The 22,091-nt window shown below is 69.1% G+C and carries 25 protein-coding genes; 20 read left to right on the forward strand and 5 right to left on the reverse strand.

Annotated elements, in window-relative coordinates:
- The first annotated feature begins 1 nt into the window (after nt 1).
- Complete coding sequence (lysS, locus tag KAH28_RS05180) at nt 2–1,495, forward strand: lysine--tRNA ligase (protein WP_290574859.1); 1,494 nt, start codon at nt 2–4, stop codon at nt 1,493–1,495.
- Nucleotides 1,496–1,696: 201 nt separating this feature from the next.
- On the opposite strand, the gene KAH28_RS05185 is transcribed toward lysS, so the two are convergent.
- Complete coding sequence (locus KAH28_RS05185; RefSeq protein WP_290574861.1) at nt 1,697–2,527, reverse strand: hypothetical protein; 831 nt, start codon at nt 2,525–2,527, stop codon at nt 1,697–1,699.
- 68 nt (nt 2,528–2,595) lie between these two features.
- Here KAH28_RS05185 and KAH28_RS17440 point away from each other — a divergent pair, with 68 nt between their 5' ends.
- The 5 genes from KAH28_RS17440 to KAH28_RS05205 are packed head-to-tail and all read left to right on the forward strand — an operon-like array spanning nt 2,596 to nt 6,241.
- The gene (locus tag KAH28_RS17440; protein ID WP_366918126.1) at nt 2,596–2,793 is read left to right on the forward strand and encodes a succinate dehydrogenase assembly factor 4; all 198 of its coding nucleotides are present in this window, start codon (nt 2,596–2,598) and stop codon (nt 2,791–2,793) included.
- Between the two features lie 42 nt (nt 2,794–2,835).
- Nucleotides 2,836–3,231 carry a succinate dehydrogenase, cytochrome b556 subunit gene (sdhC, locus tag KAH28_RS05190; protein ID WP_290574862.1) on the forward strand — a complete coding sequence of 132 codons (396 nt, stop codon included), beginning with the start codon at nt 2,836–2,838 and terminating at the stop codon, nt 3,229–3,231.
- 21 nt (nt 3,232–3,252) lie between these two features.
- The gene (gene sdhD, locus KAH28_RS05195) at nt 3,253–3,633 is read left to right on the forward strand and encodes a succinate dehydrogenase, hydrophobic membrane anchor protein (protein WP_290574863.1); all 381 of its coding nucleotides are present in this window, start codon (nt 3,253–3,255) and stop codon (nt 3,631–3,633) included.
- Nucleotides 3,634–3,660: 27 nt separating this feature from the next.
- On the forward strand, nt 3,661–5,448 hold the full coding sequence (sdhA, locus tag KAH28_RS05200; RefSeq protein ID WP_290574864.1) for a succinate dehydrogenase flavoprotein subunit: 1,788 nt from the start codon (nt 3,661–3,663) through the stop codon (nt 5,446–5,448).
- A gap of 19 nt (nt 5,449–5,467) precedes the next feature.
- Nucleotides 5,468–6,241, forward strand: a complete 774-nt coding sequence (locus KAH28_RS05205) for a succinate dehydrogenase iron-sulfur subunit (protein ID WP_290574866.1) — start codon at nt 5,468–5,470, stop codon at nt 6,239–6,241.
- A gap of 69 nt (nt 6,242–6,310) precedes the next feature.
- On the opposite strand, the gene KAH28_RS05210 is transcribed toward KAH28_RS05205, so the two are convergent.
- The gene (locus KAH28_RS05210) at nt 6,311–6,571 is read right to left on the reverse strand and encodes a GlsB/YeaQ/YmgE family stress response membrane protein (protein ID WP_290574868.1); all 261 of its coding nucleotides are present in this window, start codon (nt 6,569–6,571) and stop codon (nt 6,311–6,313) included.
- Nucleotides 6,572–6,724: 153 nt separating this feature from the next.
- Here KAH28_RS05210 and KAH28_RS05215 point away from each other — a divergent pair, with 153 nt between their 5' ends.
- The 6 genes from KAH28_RS05215 to KAH28_RS05240 all read left to right on the forward strand — a co-directional run bounded on the left by KAH28_RS05215 (nt 6,725) and on the right by KAH28_RS05240 (nt 11,040).
- Nucleotides 6,725–8,062 carry an MATE family efflux transporter gene (locus tag KAH28_RS05215; protein ID WP_290574870.1) on the forward strand — a complete coding sequence of 446 codons (1,338 nt, stop codon included), beginning with the start codon at nt 6,725–6,727 and terminating at the stop codon, nt 8,060–8,062.
- 92 nt (nt 8,063–8,154) lie between these two features.
- Complete coding sequence (locus KAH28_RS05220) at nt 8,155–8,595, forward strand: thioesterase family protein (RefSeq protein WP_290574871.1); 441 nt, start codon at nt 8,155–8,157, stop codon at nt 8,593–8,595.
- Complete coding sequence (locus KAH28_RS05225; protein ID WP_366918131.1) at nt 8,595–9,722, forward strand: zinc-dependent alcohol dehydrogenase family protein; 1,128 nt, start codon at nt 8,595–8,597, stop codon at nt 9,720–9,722. The genes KAH28_RS05220 and KAH28_RS05225 overlap by 1 nt, the downstream gene beginning before the upstream one ends.
- A gap of 49 nt (nt 9,723–9,771) precedes the next feature.
- Nucleotides 9,772–10,017, forward strand: a complete 246-nt coding sequence (locus KAH28_RS05230) for a succinate dehydrogenase assembly factor 2 (protein WP_290574874.1) — start codon at nt 9,772–9,774, stop codon at nt 10,015–10,017.
- Nucleotides 9,983–10,450 carry a hypothetical protein gene (locus KAH28_RS05235; protein ID WP_290574876.1) on the forward strand — a complete coding sequence of 156 codons (468 nt, stop codon included), beginning with the start codon at nt 9,983–9,985 and terminating at the stop codon, nt 10,448–10,450. The genes KAH28_RS05230 and KAH28_RS05235 overlap by 35 nt, the downstream gene beginning before the upstream one ends.
- On the forward strand, nt 10,447–11,040 hold the full coding sequence (locus KAH28_RS05240; protein WP_290574877.1) for a lipocalin family protein: 594 nt from the start codon (nt 10,447–10,449) through the stop codon (nt 11,038–11,040). Before KAH28_RS05235 ends, KAH28_RS05240 begins: the two co-directional genes overlap by 4 nt.
- 64 nt (nt 11,041–11,104) lie before the next feature.
- On the opposite strand, the gene KAH28_RS05245 is transcribed toward KAH28_RS05240, so the two are convergent.
- The 3 genes from KAH28_RS05245 to nadB form a co-directional block, all read right to left on the reverse strand.
- Complete coding sequence (locus KAH28_RS05245; protein WP_290574878.1) at nt 11,105–11,992, reverse strand: MBL fold metallo-hydrolase; 888 nt, start codon at nt 11,990–11,992, stop codon at nt 11,105–11,107.
- A gap of 108 nt (nt 11,993–12,100) precedes the next feature.
- The gene (locus tag KAH28_RS05250) at nt 12,101–12,763 is read right to left on the reverse strand and encodes a Crp/Fnr family transcriptional regulator (protein ID WP_290574880.1); all 663 of its coding nucleotides are present in this window, start codon (nt 12,761–12,763) and stop codon (nt 12,101–12,103) included.
- Between the two features lie 253 nt (nt 12,764–13,016).
- Nucleotides 13,017–14,630: an L-aspartate oxidase gene (gene nadB / locus KAH28_RS05255; RefSeq protein WP_290574881.1), complete on the reverse strand. Its 1,614-nt coding sequence runs from the start codon at nt 14,628–14,630 to the stop codon at nt 13,017–13,019.
- 161 nt (nt 14,631–14,791) lie between these two features.
- Here nadB and rpoE point away from each other — a divergent pair, with 161 nt between their 5' ends.
- The 8 genes from rpoE to lepB all read left to right on the forward strand — a co-directional run bounded on the left by rpoE (nt 14,792) and on the right by lepB (nt 22,091).
- On the forward strand, nt 14,792–15,385 hold the full coding sequence (gene rpoE, locus KAH28_RS05260) for an RNA polymerase sigma factor RpoE (protein ID WP_290574882.1): 594 nt from the start codon (nt 14,792–14,794) through the stop codon (nt 15,383–15,385).
- A gap of 131 nt (nt 15,386–15,516) precedes the next feature.
- Nucleotides 15,517–16,167, forward strand: a complete 651-nt coding sequence (locus KAH28_RS05265) for a sigma-E factor negative regulatory protein (protein ID WP_290574883.1) — start codon at nt 15,517–15,519, stop codon at nt 16,165–16,167.
- Nucleotides 16,164–17,210, forward strand: a complete 1,047-nt coding sequence (locus tag KAH28_RS05270) for a MucB/RseB C-terminal domain-containing protein (RefSeq protein ID WP_290574885.1) — start codon at nt 16,164–16,166, stop codon at nt 17,208–17,210. The genes KAH28_RS05265 and KAH28_RS05270 overlap by 4 nt, the downstream gene beginning before the upstream one ends.
- Nucleotides 17,203–17,673 (forward strand): SoxR reducing system RseC family protein, encoded by a 471-nt coding sequence (locus KAH28_RS05275; RefSeq protein WP_290574887.1) that lies wholly within the window; start codon nt 17,203–17,205, stop codon nt 17,671–17,673. Before KAH28_RS05270 ends, KAH28_RS05275 begins: the two co-directional genes overlap by 8 nt.
- An 88-nt stretch (nt 17,674–17,761) precedes the next feature.
- The gene (locus KAH28_RS05280; RefSeq protein ID WP_290574888.1) at nt 17,762–19,162 is read left to right on the forward strand and encodes a DegQ family serine endoprotease; all 1,401 of its coding nucleotides are present in this window, start codon (nt 17,762–17,764) and stop codon (nt 19,160–19,162) included.
- Nucleotides 19,159–19,404 carry a glutaredoxin family protein gene (locus KAH28_RS05285; protein ID WP_290574890.1) on the forward strand — a complete coding sequence of 82 codons (246 nt, stop codon included), beginning with the start codon at nt 19,159–19,161 and terminating at the stop codon, nt 19,402–19,404. Before KAH28_RS05280 ends, KAH28_RS05285 begins: the two co-directional genes overlap by 4 nt.
- 90 nt (nt 19,405–19,494) lie before the next feature.
- Nucleotides 19,495–21,294: a translation elongation factor 4 gene (gene lepA, locus KAH28_RS05290; protein ID WP_290574891.1), complete on the forward strand. Its 1,800-nt coding sequence runs from the start codon at nt 19,495–19,497 to the stop codon at nt 21,292–21,294.
- Between the two features lie 5 nt (nt 21,295–21,299).
- On the forward strand, nt 21,300–22,091 hold the full coding sequence (gene lepB, locus KAH28_RS05295) for a signal peptidase I (protein ID WP_290574892.1): 792 nt from the start codon (nt 21,300–21,302) through the stop codon (nt 22,089–22,091).

Below are 22,091 nucleotides of genomic sequence, written 5' to 3' on the forward strand. Positions count from 1 at the left end.
CATGGCCGATCAACACAGCGACGAGAACTTCGTCATCGCGCAGCGCCGCGAGAAGCTGGGCGCACTGCGCGAGGCGGGCAACGCCTATCCCAACGACTTCCGGCCCGATGCCTCCACCGATGTGCTGCACGGCCTCTACGGCGAGCTCGACGCCGAAGCGCTGGAGGCGGCAGAGCGGCGGCACAGCATCGCCGGTCGCATCGTGGCGAAGCGGGTCATGGGCAAGGCCAGCTTCATCGGTGTGCAGGATGCCGAGGGGCGGCTGCAGGCCTTCCTGCAGCGCGACGTGCTCGGCGAGGACGTCTACAAGGCCTTCAAGGGCTGGGACATCGGCGATATCGTCGGCGTCACCGGCACCATGTTCCGCACCCGCGCCGGCGAGCTCAGCATCAAGGCCGAAGCAGTGCGCCTGCTCACCAAGTCGCTGCGTCCGCTGCCCGAGAAGTGGGCGGGGCTCACCGACGTCGAGCAGCGCTACCGCCAGCGCTATGTCGATCTCATCGTCAACCGCGATGCCCGCGAGACCTTCCGGCGCCGCGCCCGGCTGCTGCGCTTCACCCGGGACTTCTTCGACGCACTCGGCTTCATCGAGGTCGAGACCCCGATGCTGCAGCCGATTCCGGGCGGCGCCAGCGCCAGACCCTTCATCACGCACTACCACGCGCTCGATCGTGACATGTATCTGCGCATCGCCCCCGAGCTGTATCTCAAGCGACTGGTGGTGGGCGGCTTCGAGCGGGTCTACGAGATCAACCGCAACTTCCGCAACGAGGGGCTGTCGACGCGGCACAACCCCGAGTTCACGATGCTGGAGTTCTACCAGTCGCACAGCGACTACCGCGATCTCATGAGCCGCATCGAGGACTACGTGCGCGACGCGGCCCTGGCCGTGACCGGTGGCACGACGATCCGCTACCAGGACACCGACTATGACCTGGCGCAGCCCTTCCTGCGCCAGACCATGCGTGAAGCCGTGCTGGCCCACAATCCGGGGCTCGACGCCGCGGTGCTCGATGATCGCGAGCGGCTCGCCGAGGCCGCGCGCACCGCGGGCGGCGACGTGCAGCCCGGCTACGGGCCGGGCAAGCTGCTCACCGAGCTCTTCGAGAAGACGGTGGAGCACAAGCTCGACGGGCCGGCCTTCATCACCGAGTACCCGGCGGAAGTGTCGCCGCTGGCGCGGCGCAACGACGACAACCCCGACGTCACCGACCGCTTCGAGTTCTTCCTTGCCGGGCGCGAGGTCGCCAATGGCTTCTCCGAGCTCAACGATCCCGACGACCAGGCGGAGCGCTTCCGCGCTCAGGTCGAGGCCCGCGATGCCGGCGACGACGAGGCCATGGTCTACGACGCCGACTACATCCGCGCCCTCGAATACGGCATGCCGCCGACCGCCGGCGCCGGCATCGGCATCGACCGGCTGGCGATGTTCCTGACCGATTCGGCGTCGATTCGGGATGTCCTGCTGTTCCCCCAGATGCGCCCCGAGCAGTAGTCCTCCGTGGCGTGACGCCACTGCCCGTGAGAACCTCCTGCCGGGCCATCCATGGCCCGGCACTCGCCGGGGTAGTGTTCACCGGACATTCGCGTCCTCCGGCCCGCCCGCGGATGCACCCCGAGGCATAGCGCCGGACGGCACCTGGTGCGAGTGGTCGCCGCGGTCACCGGGCTCGCGTCTCCGGGCGCCCTTGGGGTATCAGCGCGCGAAGGGCAGCACCGCGAATGCCTGCTCGACGGCGGGCGCGGTGTCGGGGGGCTCGGTGCCGCGCCACACCGCGAGTACCTCGCAGCCGTCCGCGGTCGCGACGCTGTTCACCACCTCGGCCATCGCCTTGCCATCGGCATTGCGCAGGGTGCTGCCGGGGTCGGGTGCCGCGCCGGGGCCGCGCAGGCGGACCGGCACGCGGTTGACGCCACCGCGGAAGTGCAGGCGCGCGATGACTTCCTGGCCGGTGAAGCAGCCCTTGTCGAAGGCCAGCGCGCCGAAGTGCTGGAGGCCGATGTGCTGCGCGACATGGGCCTCGGTCTGGGCGGCGCCGATGCACGGCAGCCCCGCGGCGATGTCGGCCGCCGCGAAGGCGTCGGGATCGGTGGTTTCCACACCGTGGCCCGCGGTACCCATCACCCACCATCGCGCCGGATGTCCGGGCGCGCGGATGCGCCAGTCTTCGCCGTCGCGCGTGATGCCCCAGTCCGCCTCCTGCCCGGCATCTCCGGTGGCGACCAGACCGCCCACGGACGCCTCGTCGAGGGTCAGCGTGACCTTCGACCGCAGCACGAACATGCGCAGGCGCTTGAGCATCGCCTCGGCGATGTCCGGCGCCAGCAGCAGCCCGACTTCGTCGCCTAGGCGGAGCACGACCAGGGTCGCCAGCACGCGCCCCTTGGGGCCGTTGAGGCTGCTGAGCGTGGCGCGACCGGCGCCCAGCGCGCGCATGTCGTGGCTCAGCTGTCCCTGCAGGAAGCTCTCGGCGTCGGCGCCCGCCACGCGGATCAGGGCGCCGTGCGGCGGCGGACTCGCGACCATCGTCGAATGCATTTCTGACTCAACATCCATTGCTGCACTGCAGCTTTTGTACGAACATGCCGGGCGCTATGAGCAACCACGATCAGCGACACGATACCGACTTTCCGCCTTCCGGGGCCGAAAAGCAGCCGGCAGATGACAACGCGGCGACCTCGAATCCCGAAAGCGGCGATAATGCGCGTCCCCGGGAGATCGGCGGCCGACGCGGGCCCGAACCGACGCGCTACGGCGACTGGGAAAAGAAGGGGCGTTGCATCGACTTCTGATGCAGCGCGACATTCTCAGAACAAGATACTTCGAGAGGCACCATGAGCGCTAAACCGTCTCCGCAGCGGCCGCTTTCGCCGTTCATGATCGGTCCGTACTACCGCCCGCAGCTCACGTCGATGCTGTCGATCACCCACCGTCTGACCGGCATGATCAACGTCGCCGGCGCGCTGGGCCTCGTCGTGTGGCTGCTCTGCATCGCGGCCGGGCCCGATGCGCACGCTGCCTTCATGGGGCACGCCGGCGCCTGGTACGGACTGATCCTGATGTTCGGATGGAGCTGGACGCTTGCCTACCACCTGTGCAACGGACTGCGCCATCTGGTGTGGGACACGGGGCGCGGCTTCGACCTTCCCACCGTCTACCGCACGGGCTATGCCGTCATTGCCGGATCGCTGGCGCTGACCGCGCTGGTCTGGCTGGTGGTGCTGATCTGAGCCGCTGAAGGAGCCGGAAACATGAGTCTGCGATCCCCCCTTTCCGAGGCCCGCGGCCTCGGCGCGGCCAAGGAAGGCACGCACCACTGGTACATCCAGCGCATTTCCGCCATCGCCATGGCGCCGCTGATGCTCTGGCTGCTGTTCAGCCTCGCGTCCCTGGCGGGCAGCGAGTACATCGCGGTGCGCGCCTGGGTGGCGCATCCGCTGAATACCGCGCTGCTCGTCGTCCTGCTCGCGACGCTCTTTCACCACGCCATCCTCGGCATGCAGGTGGTGATCGAGGACTACGTCGGGCACGAGGGCGCGAAGTTCGCGCTGCTGGTGGTGTCGCGCTTCGGCCTGGTGCTGGCCGGCGTGCTGGGCATCGTCGCCGTTCTGAAAATCTCGCTCGGCGCCTGAGCGCCGGCATCGCAGGAGTTCGATTGCATGGCTGCCTACGAGCTGATCCATCACGAGTACGACGTGGTCGTTGTCGGTGCCGGCGGCGCCGGTCTGCGCGCCACGGTCGGTCTGGCCGAGGCCGGTTTCAAGACCGCCAACATCACCAAGGTCTTCCCCACGCGCTCGCACACCGTCGCCGCGCAGGGCGGCATCTCGGCCGCGCTCGCCAACATGGGCGACGATGACTGGCGCTGGCACATGTACGACACCATCAAGGGCTCCGACTGGCTCGGCGACCAGGATGCCGTGCAGTACATGTGCCGCGAGGCCATCCCGGCGGTGGTCGAGCTGGAGCACTGGGGCGTGCCTTTCTCGCGCACCGACGAGGGCAAGATCTACCAGCGCCCCTTCGGCGGCATGACCACCCACTATGGCGAGGGCACCGCCCAGCGCACCTGCGCGGCGGCCGACCGTACCGGTCACGCCATGCTGCACGCGATGTACCAGCAGAGCCTGAAGTGCCGCGCGCAGTTCTTCGTCGAGTTCTTCGCCCTCGACCTGATCATGGACGACGACGGCGCCTGCCGCGGCGTCATCGCCTGGGACCTGGCCAACGGCACGCTGCACCGCTTCCGGGCGCACCGTGTCATCCTGGCCACCGGCGGCTATGGCCGCGCCTACTTCTCCGCGACCTCCGCGCACACCTGCACCGGCGACGGCAACGGCATGGTGCTGCGCGCCGGCCTGCCCATGCAGGACATGGAGTTCGTCCAGTTCCACCCCACCGGCATCTACGGCGCCGGCTGCCTGATCACCGAGGGCGCGCGCGGCGAGGGCGGCTATCTGACCAACTCCGAGGGCGAGCGCTTCATGGAGCGCTACGCGCCCAGCCGCAAGGATCTCGCGTCGCGCGACGTCGTTTCACGCTCGATGACCATCGAGATCCGCGAAGGGCGCGGTGTCGGTCCCAACAAGGACCACATCTTCCTGCACCTCGAGCACCTCGGGCCGGAAGTGCTGCACGAGCGGCTGCCGGGCATCACCGAGACCGCGCAGATCTTCTCCGGCGTCGACGCCACCAAGGCGCCGATCCCGGTGCTGCCCACGGTGCACTACAACATGGGCGGCATCCCGACGCTCTACACCGGCGAGGTGGTCACCTCGGCGGACGGCGACGAGAACAAGGTCGTCCCCGGCCTGATGGCGGCCGGCGAGGCCGCGTGCGTGTCGGTGCACGGCGCCAACCGCCTGGGTTCCAACTCGCTGCTCGACCTGGTGGTGTTCGGCCGCTCGGTGGCGCAGCGCTGTGCCGAGACCATGACGCCCAACCAGGCGCACAAGCCGATCTCGCCGGCCTCCGAGGAGAAGATCCTCGACCGCTTCGACGGGCTCCGCAACGCCCAGGGCAGTCGCAGCACCGCCGAGGTCCGCGCCGAGATGCAGAAGGTCATGCAGGACCACGCCGCGGTGTTCCGCACCGGCGAGTCGCTGGACGAGGGCATGAAGAAGCTGACCGCCACGGCCGGCACCTTCAGCGACATCGCCGTGTCCGATCGCTCCCTGGTCTGGAACTCCGATCTGGTCGAGACCCTCGAGCTCGACAATCTGCTCGGCTGCGCGCTCACCACGCTGGCCAGCGCGCAGAACCGCCAGGAATCGCGCGGCGCCCACGCCCGCGAGGACTTCCCGGATCGGGACGACGACCAGTGGATGAAGCACAGCCTCTGCTGGCGCACCAGCGACACGGAAACGCAGATCGACTACCGCTCGGTGCACATGTACACGATCGACGACGAGATCGACGTCATCGCACCGCAGAAGCGCGTCTACTGAATCACCAGGAGCAAGCACGATGGCCCAGCTAACGCTTCCCAAGGGCTCGCGGCCGCAGCCCGGCAAGTACTTCCCGTCGAAGGCGACCAACAAGCACATCTACAAGATCTACCGCTACGACCCGGACGGCGGGGACAATCCCCGCGTCGATACCTACGAGGTCGATGCGGACAGTTGCGGTCCGATGGTTCTCGACGCGCTGATCAAGATCAAGAACGAGATCGACCCGACGCTGACCTTCCGCCGCTCGTGCCGCGAAGGGATCTGCGGCAGCTGCGCGATGAACATCGACGGCACCAACACGCTCGCGTGCCTCAAGGGACACGACGAGATCAAGGGCGACGTGGCGGTCTATCCGCTGCCGCACATGCCGGTCATCAAGGATCTGGTGCCGGATCTGTCGCACTTCTACGCGCAGTACGAATCCATCGAGCCCTGGCTCAAGACCGACACGCCCGCGCCCACGCGCGAGCGCCTGCAGTCCAAGGAGGACCGTGCCGAGCTCGACGGACTCTACGAGTGCATTCTCTGCGCGTGCTGCTCGACGGCGTGCCCCAGCTACTGGTGGAACGGCGATCGCTACCTGGGACCGGCCATCCTGCTGCAGGCCTACCGCTGGCTGGCCGATTCGCGCGACGAGGCCACCGGCGACCGCCTGGACGCGCTCGAGGACCCGTTCAAGCTGTATCGCTGCCACACCATCATGAACTGCGCCAAGACCTGCCCGAAGGGGCTCAATCCGGCCAAGGCCATCGCCGAGACCAAGAAGATGCTGGTCGAGCGTCGTACCTGACGCCGGCGCTGCCGCGGCGGCGCCATGACGGCCGCGCCCGGATCCGCTGGATCAGGCGCGGCCGTGCCGTCACTTGCCGGATTTGCCGGCGATCAGTCGATAGGCGAAGAGCAGGATCAGGGCGCCGACGACGGCGGTGACGATGCTCCCCAGGCTCAGGCCGCCGGTCGTGCCGAGACCGACCAGCGACCCGACATAGCCACCGACGAAGGCGCCGGCGACGCCGATGAGAATGGTGACGACAATGCCGCCGGGATCCCGGCCCGGCATGATCCATTTCGCCAGAATACCGGCGATCAGTCCGAGCACGATCCACGAGATGATGCCCACGGTCTCCCCCTTGCGCTGTCTGTGGAAGGGCGCGGGTGCCGGCCTCCCTCACCGTGCACGCGCCACCCGGCTGCACGGTAGCAACCGGGGGCATCCCCGTCATCCCCGCACAGACGGTTTCCGGCCAACGGTCGGTGCCGGGTCGCCGGCCAATTGAGCGATGCCGACCGGACGCTGCCGCGGCACCGCGACCTGCTGCGGCTGGCGTGGCCGATCATGCTGGCCAACTGCAGCACGCCGCTGCTCGGCCTGGTCGACACCGCGGTCATCGGCAACGCCGGCAGCGCGGCCGAGCTGGGCGCGATCGCGCTCGGGGCGCTGCTCTTCAGCTTCGCGTACTGGGCCTTCGGCTTTCTGCGGATGGGCACGACCGGATTCGTCGCGCAGGCGGACGGGCAGGGCGACGAGGCCGAGGTGCGCGCGGCGGTGCTGCGCGCGCTGGGGCTGGGAGTGGGCATCGGCGCGGTCCTGATCGCGCTGCAGGCCGTTCTGGTGGCGGCGGCGATGCAGCTGTTCGGCGCCAGCGCCGAGGTCGAGGCAATCGCGCGCCGCTACTTCCTCCTGCGGATATGGGGCGCTCCCGCGGCTCTGGCGGTCTACGCCCTCATGGGGCTGTTCATCGGGCTCGGCCGCACCGGCCACATTCTGGCCATCCAGGTCGCGATGAACGGGCTCAACATCGCACTCGACGGCCTCTTTGCCGGTGTGCTGGGCTGGGGTGCCGAAGGCATCGCGGTCGGAACGGCGCTGGCCGAGTGGCTGGCGCTGGGGCTTGCCGCCGTGCTGGCGTGGCGAGTGCTGCGTACGCGGCACGGCGACAGCGAACCGCTCCTGCCGGTCGCGCGCCTGCGCGATCGAGGTCGGTGGCTGCGCACGCTCGGCGCCAACACCGACATCATGGTCCGCACGCTGCTGATGCTGTTCGCCTTCGCGTGGTTCACCAATCAGGGCGCGGTGTTCGGCGATCACGTGCTGGCGGCGAATCACATCCTTCTTCAGCTCATCGCGTTCAGCGCCTTCTTCCTGGACGGGTATGCGCACGCGGTGGAGCCCCTGGTGGGGCGCGCCGTCGGTCGCCGCGACCCGGCCCTCTTCGCGGCAGCGGTGGTGCGGTCCACCCGCCTGGCGGCGGCGACCGCGCTGCTACTCGCGCTGGCGGTCGCGTTCGGCGGCGCGACCATCGTCGGTCTGCTCACCGCCATTCCGGACACCGTCGAGACGGCCGTGCGCTATCTGCCGCACACCGCGTGCTACGTGCTGCTGTCGGTCGGCGCCTTCCAGCTCGACGGAATATTCATCGGCAGCAGTCGCACCCGCGCCATGCGCAACGCATCGGCGGTGTCGGTGACGGGTTTCCTGCTGCTCGCCTGGCCGCTCTCGATCGCGCACGGCAACGACGGCCTCTGGATCGCCTTCATCGGCTATGTCGTGCTGCGCGCCGCAACGCTGGGCGCTTGCTATCCGGCGCTGCGGCGGCGCATCGGTGACTGATCGCGCCGGCGACGGGGCCGGACGTGCATCACCGGCACCGACACCACTAGCATTGCCAGTTGATCGTACCCACGAGATCCGAGGAGACCCGCTTGGAAAGCGTCACACAGCTGACCGACTACCCGCACCGGCTGTCCATTCCAACGCGCTGGAAGGACAACGACGTCTACGGGCACGTCAACAACGTCGAGTACTACAGCTTCTTCGACACGGTCATCAACACCTACCTGATCCGGGAGGGCGGCCTCGACATCCATCACGGGCCGGTGATCGGCCTGTGCGTGGCGTCGCAGTGTGACTTCTCGGCCCCGCTGGCCTTTCCGGACACCGTGGTCGCGGGCCTGCGCGTCACGCGCCTCGGCCGCAGCAGCGTGCACTACGGCATCGGGCTGTTCGCCGAGGGGGGTGCGACGGCGGCTGCGCAGGGCAGCTTCGTGCACGTGTTCGTGGATCGTGCGGAGCGCAGGGCGCAGTCCATTCCGGACCCGATCCGGGCCGCTCTGGAGGCGATTCAGACGGAGGGCGCGACATGATTGATACGCGAGGGGCAGTGCTGCGGGAGATGGGAGCGTCGACGCCGTATGCCGATTCGCGGCCGTTGCGCATCGAGCCGCTGCAGCTGGAGCCGCCCGGCCCGGACGAGATGCTGGTGCGCGTGCGCGCCGCCGGCGTCTGCCATTCCGATCTGTCGGTGGTGAACGGCTCGCGGCCACGACCCCTGCCCATGGTGCTGGGGCACGAGGCCGCGGGTGATGTCGAAGCAGTGGGCGCCGGCGTGACCGATTTCGCGCCGGGGGATCGCGTGGTGTTCTCCTTCGTGCCCTCGTGCGGGCGCTGTGCCTTCTGTGCCGAGGGGCGGCCCGTCCTGTGCGCGCCGGGTGCGGCCGCCAACGCGGCCGGCACGCTGCTCTCCGGCGCGCGGCGCTGGCGCGATGCCGATGGACGGGAATGTCAGCACCATCTCGGTGTCTCGGCCTTTGCCGAGCGCACCGTGGTGTCCACCCGTTCCGCGGTGCGGGTGGACCCGGAGCTGCCGGTGGAGATCGCGGCGCTGTTCGGCTGCGCAGTGATGACCGGGGTCGGCGCGGCCGTGAACACGGCCGGCGTGCGCCCCGGGGAATCGGTGGTGGTCTTCGGCATGGGGGGCGTGGGGCTGGCGGCGCTGCTCGGTGCGGTGGCGGCCGGCGCCTGGCCGGTGGTGGCGGTCGATCCGGTGGGCGACAAGCGCGAGCTGGCCGCCGCGCTGGGCGCGAGCCACACCATCGATGCCGGCGAAGACGATGTCGTCGAGCGAATCCGCGCGATCACCGGCGGTGGCGCGCGGCGCGCACTGGAGACAGTGGGCAGCGAGAAGGTGCTCGAACAGGCCTACTTCGCGACTGCTCGTGGCGGCATGACGGTCACCGTGGGCCTGCCGCATCCGCAGCGCATGCTCAGCATCCCCGCCGTCAGCCTGGTCGCCGAGGAGCGTACGCTGGCGGGCAGCTACATGGGCTCGGCGGTGGTCTCGCGAGACGTGCCGCGCTTCCTCGATCTGTATCGTGCCGGCCGCCTGCCCGTCGATCGGCTGCTCACCCATCGGTTGTCGCTCGACGATATCAACGCCGCGTTCGACCGGCTCGCCCGGGCGGAAGCCGTGCGCCAGGTGATCCTGTTCTGATCCGGGACAGGCGCACCGGTGGGCGCGAGCGCACCGCTATACTGCCGCGATGAGCGAGACGGAACTGCCACGGGGCTTGCGCTGGCGCCTGCGGCGCGGCATGAAGGAGCTGGATCTGGTCCTGACGCGCTGGGCGGAGGCCTGCTACGCGAACGCGCCGGACAGTGAGCGCGCGGCCTTCGACGCGCTGCTGGCGTGCGAGGATCCCGACATCTGGTCCTGGCTGATGGGCTACCGAGAACCGCCGGAGGGGGCGACGCGTGACCTCGTCGAGCAGTTACGACGCTACCGTTGACATCGCGCTGAAGCCGAGTCTGCGCGGGTTGATGGCTCTGAGCCTGACCCACGCGCTCGCGCTCGTGATCCTGCTCGCGGCCATGCCCGATGGCCCCGGGATGGCGGTCGCGGGCCTTCTGGTCGGCGCATCCTGGCTGTACACGCGCCGGCATCCGGCGCTCGGCTTCGGACGCCGTGCCGTCCAGCGCCTCCTGTGGCGCGGCGACGGCGTCTGGCAGGCGTCCTTTGGTGACGGCACGCTGCATGCGGCCGAGCTTGCGCCATCGAGCGTCGTCACCGGGCCGGTCCCGGTCCTGCGCTTCCGCATCGGGGGGCAGCGCGCCAGCCGCGTGCTGTTCGGTGACGAAGCCTCCCGCGAGGCCATCCGCTGCCTGCGCGCGCGGCTGGCCACGACCGATCACGACGACAACGACCCCCGGGGTGACGCATGAACCAGCCTGCCCGCGCTGCCGCGCTCCTGACCGCGATGCTCGTGGTCGGCTGCGCCACTGCCCCGGAGGGCGTGCCACCGCTGCCGCGCGCCGACACCGTCGACCTGGACCGGTTCGCCGGCGACTGGTACGTCATCGCGCACGTGCCCCTGCCGCCCGAGCGCGAGGCCTACAACGCGGTCGAGCGCTACCGGCATTGCGACGATGGCCGCATGGAGACCGTCTTCCGGTTCCGTGATGGCGGTTTCGATGGTGATCTGGAGATCAAGAGGCCGACCGGCTATCCCGATCCGGAGGGCACTGGTGCGGAATGGGGCATGTCCTTTATCTGGCCGTTCCGGGCGGAGTTCATCGTGTCCTGGGTCGGCGCGGACTACGAGAGCACCATCATCGCGCGCACGCGGCGCGACTACGCCTGGCTGATGCACCGCGAGCCGGACATGGCGGATGCACAGCTGGCGGACGGCATCGCGCGCATGGTCGCGATGGGCTATTCCGAGGACGACATCCGCATCGTGCCGCAGGCCTGGCCCGAATCCCGTGGTGGTCTCGCGGCGCCGTCGGAGCAGAGCGCGCCGGTGTGCGACTGAGCGGGGGCGGTCCGTCCGCGATACGCCGCTGCCGGGCGATGCGTGGGCACCGCCCGGCTTTGGCTCAGAAGGCATCCAGCGGGATGCGGAGGTAGCGCGTGCCGTTGTCCTCGGCCGCCGGCAGCGCGCCCGCGCGCATGTTCACCTGCAGCGAGGGCAGGATGAGCTTCGGCATGGCCAGCGTGGCGTCGCGCTCGGTGCGCATCCTCACGAAGGCGTCACGGTCGCGGCCGGCGCCGACGTGGACATTGCGCGCCCGCTCCTCTGCGACGGTGGTCTCGAAGGCGATCTCACGGCCGCCCGGGCCGTAGTCGTGGCACATGAAGATGCGGACCTCGTCGGGCAGGCTCAGCAGCTTCTGGATCGAATCGAAGAGCACGGCGGCGTCCCCGCCGGGAAAGTCGGCGCGCGCGGTCCCGGCATCCGGCATGAAGAGGGTGTCGCCGACGAAGGCGGCATCGCCGATCACGTGCGACATGCAGGCCGGCGTGTGTCCCGGCGTATGGATCGCCACCGCCGGCAGGTTGCCGATGCGGTAGCGGTCGCCGTCACCGAACAGCCGGTCGAACTGGCTGCCGTCGCGCCGGAACTCGGTGCCGGCGTTGAAGACCTTGCCGAAGGTCTCCTGGACGGTAGTGATGTGTTCGCCGATGCCGAGCTTGCCGCCGACCGCCTGCTGGATGTACGGCGCTGCCGAGAGGTGGTCGGCGTGGACATGGGTCTCGATCAACCACTGGACCTCCAGCCCGTTCTCGCGCACGTGCCGGATGATGGCGTCGGCGTGCTCGTAGCTGGTGCGGCCGGAGGCGTAGTCGAAGTCCAGGACCGAGTCGATGATGGCGCAGGCCGGGCTGTCCGGGTCCTTGACCACATAGCTGAAGGTGTTGGTGGCCGGGTCGAAGAAGTGCGTGACCTCGGGCTTGCTTCCGGTGTCGATCGGATAGTGCGTCATGACGGACTCCTGTCGTGTGTCGAGCGGCGCATGCCGCGATGACCGTCATTGTCCGGATCGGCGGCGCGGTGTCGGTGACAAAGTCACCGAGGGCCGGCGGCCGGTGCGTCAGCGCGTATCGGCGAGCCGGCGCAGCGCCTCGGGCGCCAGCAGCGCGACCCGGGCGCGGCCGAGGTCGACCCAGCCCCGGCGCTGGAATTCCTGGAGCTGGCGCGAGACCACCTCCCGCGTCGAACCCAGCTCGGTGGCGAGCTGGTGGTGGGTGGTGTGCACGGCATCGTCTCCGTCCGCCATGCGGAGCAGCAGCTGCGCGAGGCGGATATCCAGGCGGCGGAACGCGATTTCCTCGATCACCAGGAAGAGATCGGTCATCCGCTTGCCGTAGGTATCGAAGATGAAGCTCCGGAACAGGGCGGAGCGGCCGAGCAGTCCGTCGAACAGCGCGCGCGGGACGGCCACGGCGCGGACCGCGGTTTCGGCGATGCCCTCGGCGTGGTACGCATCGCCCGCGAGCAGGCAGGCCGCCGTCATCACGCAGCTTTCGCCCGCATGGACCCGGTACAGGACGATCTCGCGACCGTTCTCGGCGATCTGCTGGACCCGCACGCTGCCCTCGAGGAGCAGCAGCAGGTGTTGGGGCTGCTTGCCGGCACCGAAGACGGTGCTGCCGGCGGGAAGTGCCATCACCCGACTGCCCGCCAGAAGGGTCTCGCGGTCCTCCGCTTCGAGCCGGGCCAGCGCCGGAATCCGGTCGATCCAGCTGTCACTCACTGCGCTCCTCCGTCATGCGCGCGGGGCTGGCAGGGAATGTTCGCGTGGGTCACGGTGCGAAGGGCGTGGATCGGAATGCCGGCTGGGCGCGCGATTGCGCGGAGATATCCGCTATGTAGCACGGCACGCGGACCGGACGCGACATCGTGCGGTCAGTGCTGCTTCGGGCGGCAACGCATCCGGTGGTTGCCGCAACGGCGATGCCGCGGCAGTGCACGGCGCGGTGCGCCGGTACCGTGCGGTCGGACCGGGCTCAGCCGGCGCGTCGCATGTCCTCGAGTGGCACCAGGACGGCATCGCCGTTGCCGGGGGCGAGCAGGCTCCAGCGCGGCGTCGGATGGGCATCCGGATAGTCGAGCGAATAGTGCAGGCCGCGGCTCTCGTCGCGGGCGCGGGCGGAACGCACGATCAGATCGGCCACCGTCACCAGATTGCGCAGTTCGATGAGATCCGGACTGATGTGGAAGTTGCCGTAGAACTCCTCGATCTCGCGCTGCAGCAGCGCCACCCGGTGGGCTGCGCGCGACAGGCGCTTGTTGGTGCGCACGATGCCGACATAGTCCCACATGAAGCGCCGCAGCTCCTGCCAGTTGTGGGAGATGACGACGTCCTCGTCGGAGTCGGTCACGCGCGAGGCGTCCCACGGCGGCAGGTCCTGCTGTCGGGCGGGGAGCGGGGCGGCAGCGATGGCCTGTGCCGCGCCCTCCGCCATGACCAGGCATTCGAGCAGCGAATTCGATGCCATGCGGTTGGCGCCGTGCAGGCCGGTGCAGGCGACCTCGCCGATGGCGTAGAGGCCGTCGACGTCGGTGCGGCCGGCGGTGTCGGCGAGCACGCCGCCGCAGGTGTAGTGCGCGGCGGGGACGATCGGAATGGGCTCGCGCGTGATGTCGATGCCGAGCTCGGCGCAGCGCGCGTGGATCGACGGGAAGTGCCCGCGGATGAAGTCGGCCTCCCGATGCGAGATGTCCAGCCACAGATGGTCGGCGCCGATGCGCTTCATCTCGTGGTCGATGGCCCGCGCCACCACATCGCGCGGGGCGAGCTCGGCGCGGGTATCGAAGCGGGGCATGAAGCGGGTGCCGTCGGGCAGCCGGAGGACGGCGCCTTCGCCGCGCAGCGCCTCGCTGATCAGCAGCGAGCGCGCGGTTGGGTGGAAGAGGCAGGTCGGGTGGAACTGCATGAACTCCATGTTCGCGACCGTGCACCCGGCCCGCCACGCCATGGCGATGCCGTCACCGCTGGCGCCGCTCGGATTGCTGGAATACAGGTACACCATGTTGGCGCCGCCCGTGGCCAGCACCACGGCCGAGGCCGACACCGCTTCCACTTCGTGGCCTGCGGTATCCATGAGGTAGGCGCCGATCACGCGCGCGCCGTCGCGAACGAGATCGACCGCGAACGCATTCTCGCGCACCCTGATGAGGGGCTCGGCGGCGACGCGATCGGCGAGGGTGGTTTCGACGGCAGCGCCGGTGGCGTCGGCAGCGTGGACGATGCGGCGATAGGAGTGCCCGCCCTCCCGGGTCAGGTGCAGGCGTGCGGTGTCGCCGGTATCGTCGGGCGTGAACTGCACGCCGCGCGCCACCAGCCAGTCGATGCAGGCCGGACCGCGGGCGACGATGCGCCGGACCACATCCGGCGCGCACAGGTCTCCGCCCGCGGCGAGCGTATCGGCGACGTGCGCATCCAGCGAATCGGCGGCGTCGAGCACGGCCGATATGCCACCCTGCGCCCACAGCGTCGCCCCGGATTGCAGCCGGGTCTTGGACACCACCGTGCTGCGGATCCCGCTTTCCGCGAGCCGCAGGGCACAGGTCAGGCCGGCAGCGCCGCTGCCGAGGATGAGTACGTCGGGTATCTCCACCAATCGCGCGTTCAGTCGGTTCCGGCGTGCAGGCAGGGCTCTCGGGCCGAGTTGCTACACTCTACCCCCGCACGGAGCCTGTCGGGGGGCTTGGGCCGTGCAGTCTGACATGTCCTGTAACACGCTGATGCGCGGCTCACGCGCACCGTGAACCGCGCGCGATGAGTGAAGAGCTATTAGATGAAGAGCTGGTGCGCAGGGCGCAGGCGGGTCAGCCGCGCGCCTTCGACCTGCTCGTCATCCGCCATCAGAGCAAGGTGGTCCAGCTGGTGTCGCGCTTCGTCGGCGAGGCCGATGCCCAGGACGTCGCGCAGGAAGCCTTCATCAAGGCCTATCGTGCGCTGCCCAACTTCAAGGGCGATTCGGCCTTCTACACCTGGCTGTACCGCATCGCGATCAACACCGCGAAGAACCAGCTGGTGTCGCGCAAGCGGCGCCCGCAGGCACAGGACATCGATGCGCAGGATGCCGAGCTCTACGGCCACACCGAGCACATGAGCGACATCGACACGCCCGAGGCGCATCTGCTGACCGGCGAGATCCAGGATGCCGTGGTGGCCGCCATCGAGCAGCTCCCGCCGGATCTGCGCCAGGCGATCACGCTGCGCGAGCTCGAGGGGCTATCCTACGAAGAGATCGCCGAGGCCATGGACTGTCCCATCGGCACGGTGCGGTCGCGGATATTCCGGGCCCGCGCGGTGGTCGACGAGGTGCTGGCCCCGCTCATCGACCGTCCGTCGCAGCGCAATGGCTGACCGATGATGGTACCGATCGGTCACGTTCAGCCCGGCAAAAAATTGGGCGAAATCACGGAACTTTGTCGCTTCAAGATGGTATATCTGACATTATCCGCACGTTCGCGTGCTGAGCGAGGAAGCTAGGCGGTATGCAGCAAAACGACGAGTTGTTCTCGGCATTGCTCGACGGCGAGATCGCATCGGAGGAGATCGATGCGCTCCTGGATTCCCTGGAGCACGACCCCGGGGCCGCTGACGCGACGACCCGCTGGAACTGTATCGGCACCGCCATGCGCGGTCAGGGCCGGATGCCGGCACACGGTTCGCTGCTGGACGGCGTTCGCGCCGCCATCGCGGAGCAGCCGATCAGCGCGGGCGTTGCCGATATCGCCGAAGCTCGAGCCAGGCGCATCCAGCGGCGCCGCTGGGCGCTTCCCGCCACCGGCGTCGCGGCCGCTGCCAGCATCGCGATGGCGGCTTTCCTGATGCCTGCCATGTTCCAGACCACCACATCGACGACCGGGCCCGAGGCCGTGCAGCCGATTGCCGGCGCCCAGGTCCTGGCCCGGTCTGAAGGCGCGTCGCCGGAGGCCGGCGCCGGCGCCGCGCAGGCAGGCGCGGCATCCTCGCAGCTTCAGCAGGCACGGGCCTTCCAGCCGGCCGGCGATCGCGAGGAAGTTCTCAATACCTATTACATCGAGTACGCCGGATACCGCACGGCGCAGGGCATCGGCGGCCCGCTGGGCTATGCGCGCTACGCCGCGCACAACGCAGACATGCGCGCTCCGCAGGCGCGATGATGCGTCGCGGTCTCGGCCTCCTGCTACTGCTCGGAGTGCCGTTCTCCGGGTTCGGTGAAGGGGTCGACCCCGCCGAGTTGCTTGTGCGCATGAGCGATGCGGTTCGCGAGACCACCTATTCCGGCACCGTGGTCTACAGCAGCGAGGCGCGCATGGAGACCCTGCGCGTGCTGCACGAGTATCACGACGGCTCGGTGCGCGAGCGGCTCACCTCGCTGACCGGCGATGCGCGCGAGATCTACCGCGACAACAACGAGGTGATCTGCGTCCTGCCCGAGCAGAAGATCATCACCGTCGACCGCCGCGCGCATCAGGCGGCCAGCCTGCTGCCCTCGCTGCGGCAGGAGAACATCGCCGCTCTCGGCGACCAGTACCGCTTCGAGCACATCGCCGAGGAGCGCATCGCCGGCCGCATGTGCCGCGGCGTGCGCGTGCTGCCGCAGGACGATCTGCGCTACGGCTACGAATACTGGCTCGATGCCGAGACCAACCTGCCGCTGCGCGTGGTGGTGCTCGATGCCGACGGCAACCGCATCGAGCAGATGATGTTCACCGACGTCACCTTCACCGACGGATTCCCGGACGAACGTTTCGAGCGCGCGCCGACCTCGGAGGACTACCGCGTCATCCGGCATGCCGATGAGTCGCCGCGTCTGCGGGTGCCGGCGCGCTGGTCGGTGAGCGAGTCGCCGCCCGGCTACCGGAAGATCTCGCACTCGGTGCGCAAGGGCGCCGACGACCGCGTCCCGGTGGAGCATTTCCTGTTCTCGGACGGACTGGCCACCATATCGGTCTACGGCGCCAACGCCGCCGATTCCGATGCCGCCGATGTCGCGCCGGCGAAGTCCCACATGGGGGCGCTCAACGTCATGTCGCGGGTCATCGACGGGCATCAGGTCACGGTGGTCGGCGAGGTGCCGGTAGCGGCCGTGGAATGGATCGCGCAGCGGCTGCAGCTGACGCCGGCCGAGGACAGCGCGTCCGCTCAGGCGAGCCCCGTGCCCGAGCCCGCCCTGACCGGCGAGGACGGCGGCGATGATTGAAGAGCGCGCCATCGTGACGCGGGTCGAGAACGGGCAGGTCTTCGTTCAGGCCCTGAACATGGGGAACTGCAAGCCGTGCGCGGAAGGCCGCGGCTGTGGCGGCGGTCTGCTCGGTCGTCTCGCCCGGCATCGCAAGTACGCCATCGAGGTCAATACGCAGGTGCGGGATCTGCAGTCGGGCGATGCCGTGGTCGTCGGCATTGCCGGCGATGCGCTGCTGCGCGCATCGGCGCTGGTCTATCTGCTGCCGCTGGTGGGCATGATCGGTCTCGGCGCCTTCGCGCGCCTGACGCTGCAGGCCGGCGATGCACTGGTCGCCGCGTTTGCGGTGGCGGGGCTGGCTGCCGGGCTTCTGGTGGTACGCTGGAAGAGCCTGTCCATCGACGCCACCCGGTTCCGGCCCATGGTGTTGCGCCGGGACCGCTTCGGGGCCGACAGCTGCCCCAGACTCAATCAAGAATAGCCGGGCGTTCCGCTCGCGGGGGCATCGCCGGGGCGCAGCATTGCCCCGCCGCTGCCGGCGGCCGGCGCTACGGAAACCGGGAGGTTTCGTGATCGCACGCTTTGCATCCGTCCTGTTCCTGCTCGTGCTGGCAGGGTGTTCCTCGGAGCCGTCGGGCAACGGTCTGCCCGACTTCTCGCACGTTGCGGAGAAGGCCGGCCCGTCGGTGGTCAACATCGCCACGATGAGTCGTGGCGAGAGCGGCAACGCCGAGGGCGAGCTGCCGTTCGGGCTCGAGGAGAGCCCCTTCGGTGACTGGTTCCGCGACCACTTCGGCGAGGGCGAGGGCGGCGGCATGCCGTCCCGCTCGCTGGGATCGGGCTTCGTGCTCTGGGACGACTACGTGCTGACCAACCACCACGTGGTGCGCGATGCCGACGAGATCATCGTGCGCCTCGCGGACCGGCGCGAGCTCGAGGCCGAGCTGGTCGGCTCCGACGAGCGCTCGGACCTGGCCCTGCTCCGGCTGGACGCGGACGATCTGCGGCCGGTCGAGGTGGGCAGCAGCGAGGTGCTGAAGGTGGGCAACTGGGTCGTGGCGATCGGCTCGCCGTTCGGCTTCGAGCAGACGGTCACCGCCGGCATCGTGTCCGCCAAGGGACGCAGCCTGGCGAGCGGGCAGTACGTGCCCTTCATCCAGACCGACGTCGCCATCAACAAGGGCAACAGCGGCGGACCGCTCTTCAACCTGGACGGCGAGGTCGTCGGCATCAATTCGCAGATCTACAGCCAGACCGGCGGCTATCAGGGCATCTCCTTCGCGATCCCGATCGACATGGCGATCAGCGTCGCCGAGCAGCTCCGCGACGAGGGCAGCGTGGCGCGCGGCTGGCTGGGCGTGGTCATCCAGGAGGTGACCCGCGAGCTGGCCATGTCCTTCGGGCTCGACAAGCCGCAGGGTGCGCTGGTCACGCGTGTGCTGCCCGACGGTCCGGCGGCGTCCGCGGGGCTGCGCGAGGGTGATGTCATCCTCAGCTTCGACGGCGAGCCGATTCCGCGCTCCGCCGCGCTGCCGGCGGTGGTCGGCGCCACCAAGCCCGGCCGCGAGGTCGAGGTGGTGCTCCTGCGCGACGGCGACCGGATGGAGCTGGACGTCTCGGTTGGCGAGCTCAACGAGTCCGCCATGCGCGACGGCGCCTCGCCGCTGCCGGAGCCGCCCACCGACACCGGTCTGCTGGGCATGCGTGTCGAGACGCTGAGCAGTCAGGAACGCGAGGCGGAGGGCGGCATCGGCGGCGGCGTCCGGGTGGCGGAGCTGCAGGCCGGCCCGGCCCGCGAGGCGGGCATCCGCTCGGGCGACATCATCCTCACCGTCGCCGGCACCGAGATCGATTCGGTGACGCGCCTGCGCGAGGTCATCGAGCGCCAGACGCCCGGACGTTCGGTGCCGTTCCTGGTGCAGCGCCGCGGCTCGCCCCTGTTCATCGCGGTGCGCATTCCGGAGTCGTGAGTCCGCGTCTGCTGACGCGGCCCGGCTGCGGCCTCTGCGACGAGTTCGCCGATGCTTGGCGCGCGGCCTTCCCGGGCGTGGATCTGCCGCGCTTCGATGTCGACCGTGACCCGGCCCTGCGCGCGCGCTACGGCGACACCGTGCCGGTCCTGCTGGATGGCGCGGACCGGCCGGTGTGCAGCGTGCATTTCGACCACGCGGCCTGTCTGCCGGTAGCGCGCGCCCTGGGCGCAGCGGTGTAGTGGCGCAGTGCGCGGCGCCGGCACGGGCGAGGCCGGCCTGTGCGTATAATCGCAGGCTATTTTGGCGCCCAGCCGGTGCCGTCGGACCCCATGCAGCAGACCCGAATCCGCAATTTCTCGATCATCGCGCACATCGACCACGGCAAGTCGACGCTGGCCGATCGCTTCATCCAGCTATGCCACGGTCTCGAAGAGCGCGAGATGCAGGACCAGGTGCTCGACAACAACCCGATCGAGCGTGAGCGCGGCATCACCATCAAGTCGCAGGCCATAACCCTGAGCTTCGATGCGCGCGATGGTCAGACCTATCAGCTCAACCTGATCGATACCCCCGGGCACGTCGACTTCTCGTACGAGGTCTCGCGGTCGCTCGCCTCTTGCGAGGGGGCGCTGCTGATCGTCGACGCCTCCCAGGGCGTCGAGGCGCAGACGGTCGCCAACTGCTACACGGCGGTGGACCAGGACCTGGAAGTGGTCACCGTGCTGAACAAGGTCGATCTGCCCAACGCCGACTGCGATCGCGTCATCGCCGAGATCGAGGACATCATCGGCATCGAGGCGCGCGATGCGCTGCGCATCTCGGCCAAGACCGGGCAGGGCGTCACCGAGGTGCTGGAGTCGCTGGTGGAGAAGGTGCCGCCGCCCGACGGCAGCGCCGATGATCCGGTGCAGGCGCTGATCATCGACTCGTGGTTCGACAACTACCTCGGCGTGGTATCGCTGGTGCGGGTCGTCAACGGCGCGCTCCGCAAGGGCCAGCGCATCCGGGTCATGGCGACCGGTCGCGATCACGACATCAGCATGCTGGGCCGGAACACGCCCAAGCGTGTCGAGCTGGACGCGCTGTCGACCGGCGAGGTCGGCTTCGTGGTGGCCGGGATCAAGGACATCGACGGCGCGCCGGTGGGCGATACGCTCACCGACGCGCAGCGCCCGTGCGACAAGCGCCTTCCCGGCTTCCGCGAGATCCAGCCGCGGGTCTTCGCGGGCATCTTCCCGGTATCCTCGGACGACTTCGAGGACCTGCGCGACGCGCTGGCCAAGCTGCGCCTCAACGACGCCGCGCTGTCCTACGAGCCGGAGAGCTCCAGCGCGCTCGGTTTCGGATTCCGCTGCGGCTTCCTGGGCATGTTGCACATGGAGATCGTGCAGGAGCGCCTGGAGCGCGAGTACGACCTCAACCTCATCACCACCGCGCCGTCGGTGGTCTACGAGTGCGCGCAGCACGACGGCTCGACCAGGAGCGTGCAGAACCCGGCCGAGCTGCCGGACAGCGGTGTCATCGACGAGCTGCGCGAGCCGATCATCACCGCCCGCATCCTGATGCCGCAGCACTGCATCGGGCCGGTCATGCAGCTCTGCATGGAGAAGCGTGCCGGCGAGCCCGAGCTGCACTATCACGGCAGTCAGGTGCAGATGGTCGTCGACATGCCCATGGCCGAGGTGGTGCTCGACTTCTTCGACCGGCTGAAGAGCGTGTCGCGCGGCTATGCCAGCTTCGAGTACGACTTCAAGTGCTTCGCGCCCGCGGACCTGGTGCGCCTCGACGTGCTGGTGAACGGCGAGCGCGTGGACGCCCTCTCCACCATCTGCCACCGCGACATGGCCTACGATCGCGGTAGGGGCCTGTGCGAGCGCATGCAGGAGCTCATTCCGCGGCAGATGTTCGATGTCGCGATCCAGGCCGCGATCGGCTCGCGCATCCTCGCGCGGACCACCGTCAAGGCGCTGCGCAAGAACGTCCTCGCGAAGTGCTACGGCGGCGACGTGTCGCGCAAGCGCAAGCTGCTGGAGAAGCAGAAGGAAGGCAAGAAGCGCATGAAGCAGGTGGGTAACGTCGAGATTCCTCAGTCCGCCTTTCTGGCGATCCTCAACGTCGATCGAAGGTAGCGGGCATGGCGCAATTCCTCAGCGACTTCCACTGGGACTTCGCGGTCATCCTCACGCTGGCGGCGCTCGTCACCGGCGTCATCTACGGCATCGATGCCGCCTTCTTCGCGCGCCGGCGCCGCGAATCGGGCAGTGCGCGGGGCAACTGGGCGGTCGAGTTCTCGCGCTCGTTCTTCCCGGTGATCGTGGTCGTGCTGCTGCTGCGCAGCTTCGCGGTCGAGCCCTTCCGCATCCCGTCCGGCTCGATGATTCCCTCGCTGCTGGTGGGCGACTTCATCCTGGTGGACAAGCGGGCCTACGGGCTTCGCGCGCCCGTGGGGTTCTGGCAGCTGACCGAAGGCGGGGCGCCCGAGCGCGGCGACGTCGCGGTGTTCCGCTTTCCGCTCGATCCGAGCAAGGACTTCATCAAGCGCGTGGTCGGCCTTCCAGGCGATCACGTCGTCTACCGGGACAAGCAGCTCTCCATCAACGGCGAGCGCGTGCCGCTGGAGAAGGCCGGGGTGGCACGCGTTCCGGGGCTGCCCGGCGGGGTCGTCGAGCGCTACACGGAGACGCTCGGCGATCGCGTCCATCCGATCCTGGTGAATCCCAACGCGCCGGCGCGCAACATCGATTTCACCGTGCCGGAAGGGGAGTACTTCGTGATGGGGGACAACCGGGACGGCAGCGACGATTCGCGGCGCTGGGGCACGGTTCCGGAGCGCAACCTGGTGGGTCGCGCATTCTTCATCTGGATGAACTGGAACGCCGAGCTGGGGCGTCCGGACTTCTCCCGCATCGGCAACACCATTCCGTAG

This window comes from Algiphilus sp. (assembly GCF_023145115.1).
GTDB lineage: Bacteria > Pseudomonadota > Gammaproteobacteria > Nevskiales > Nevskiaceae > Algiphilus.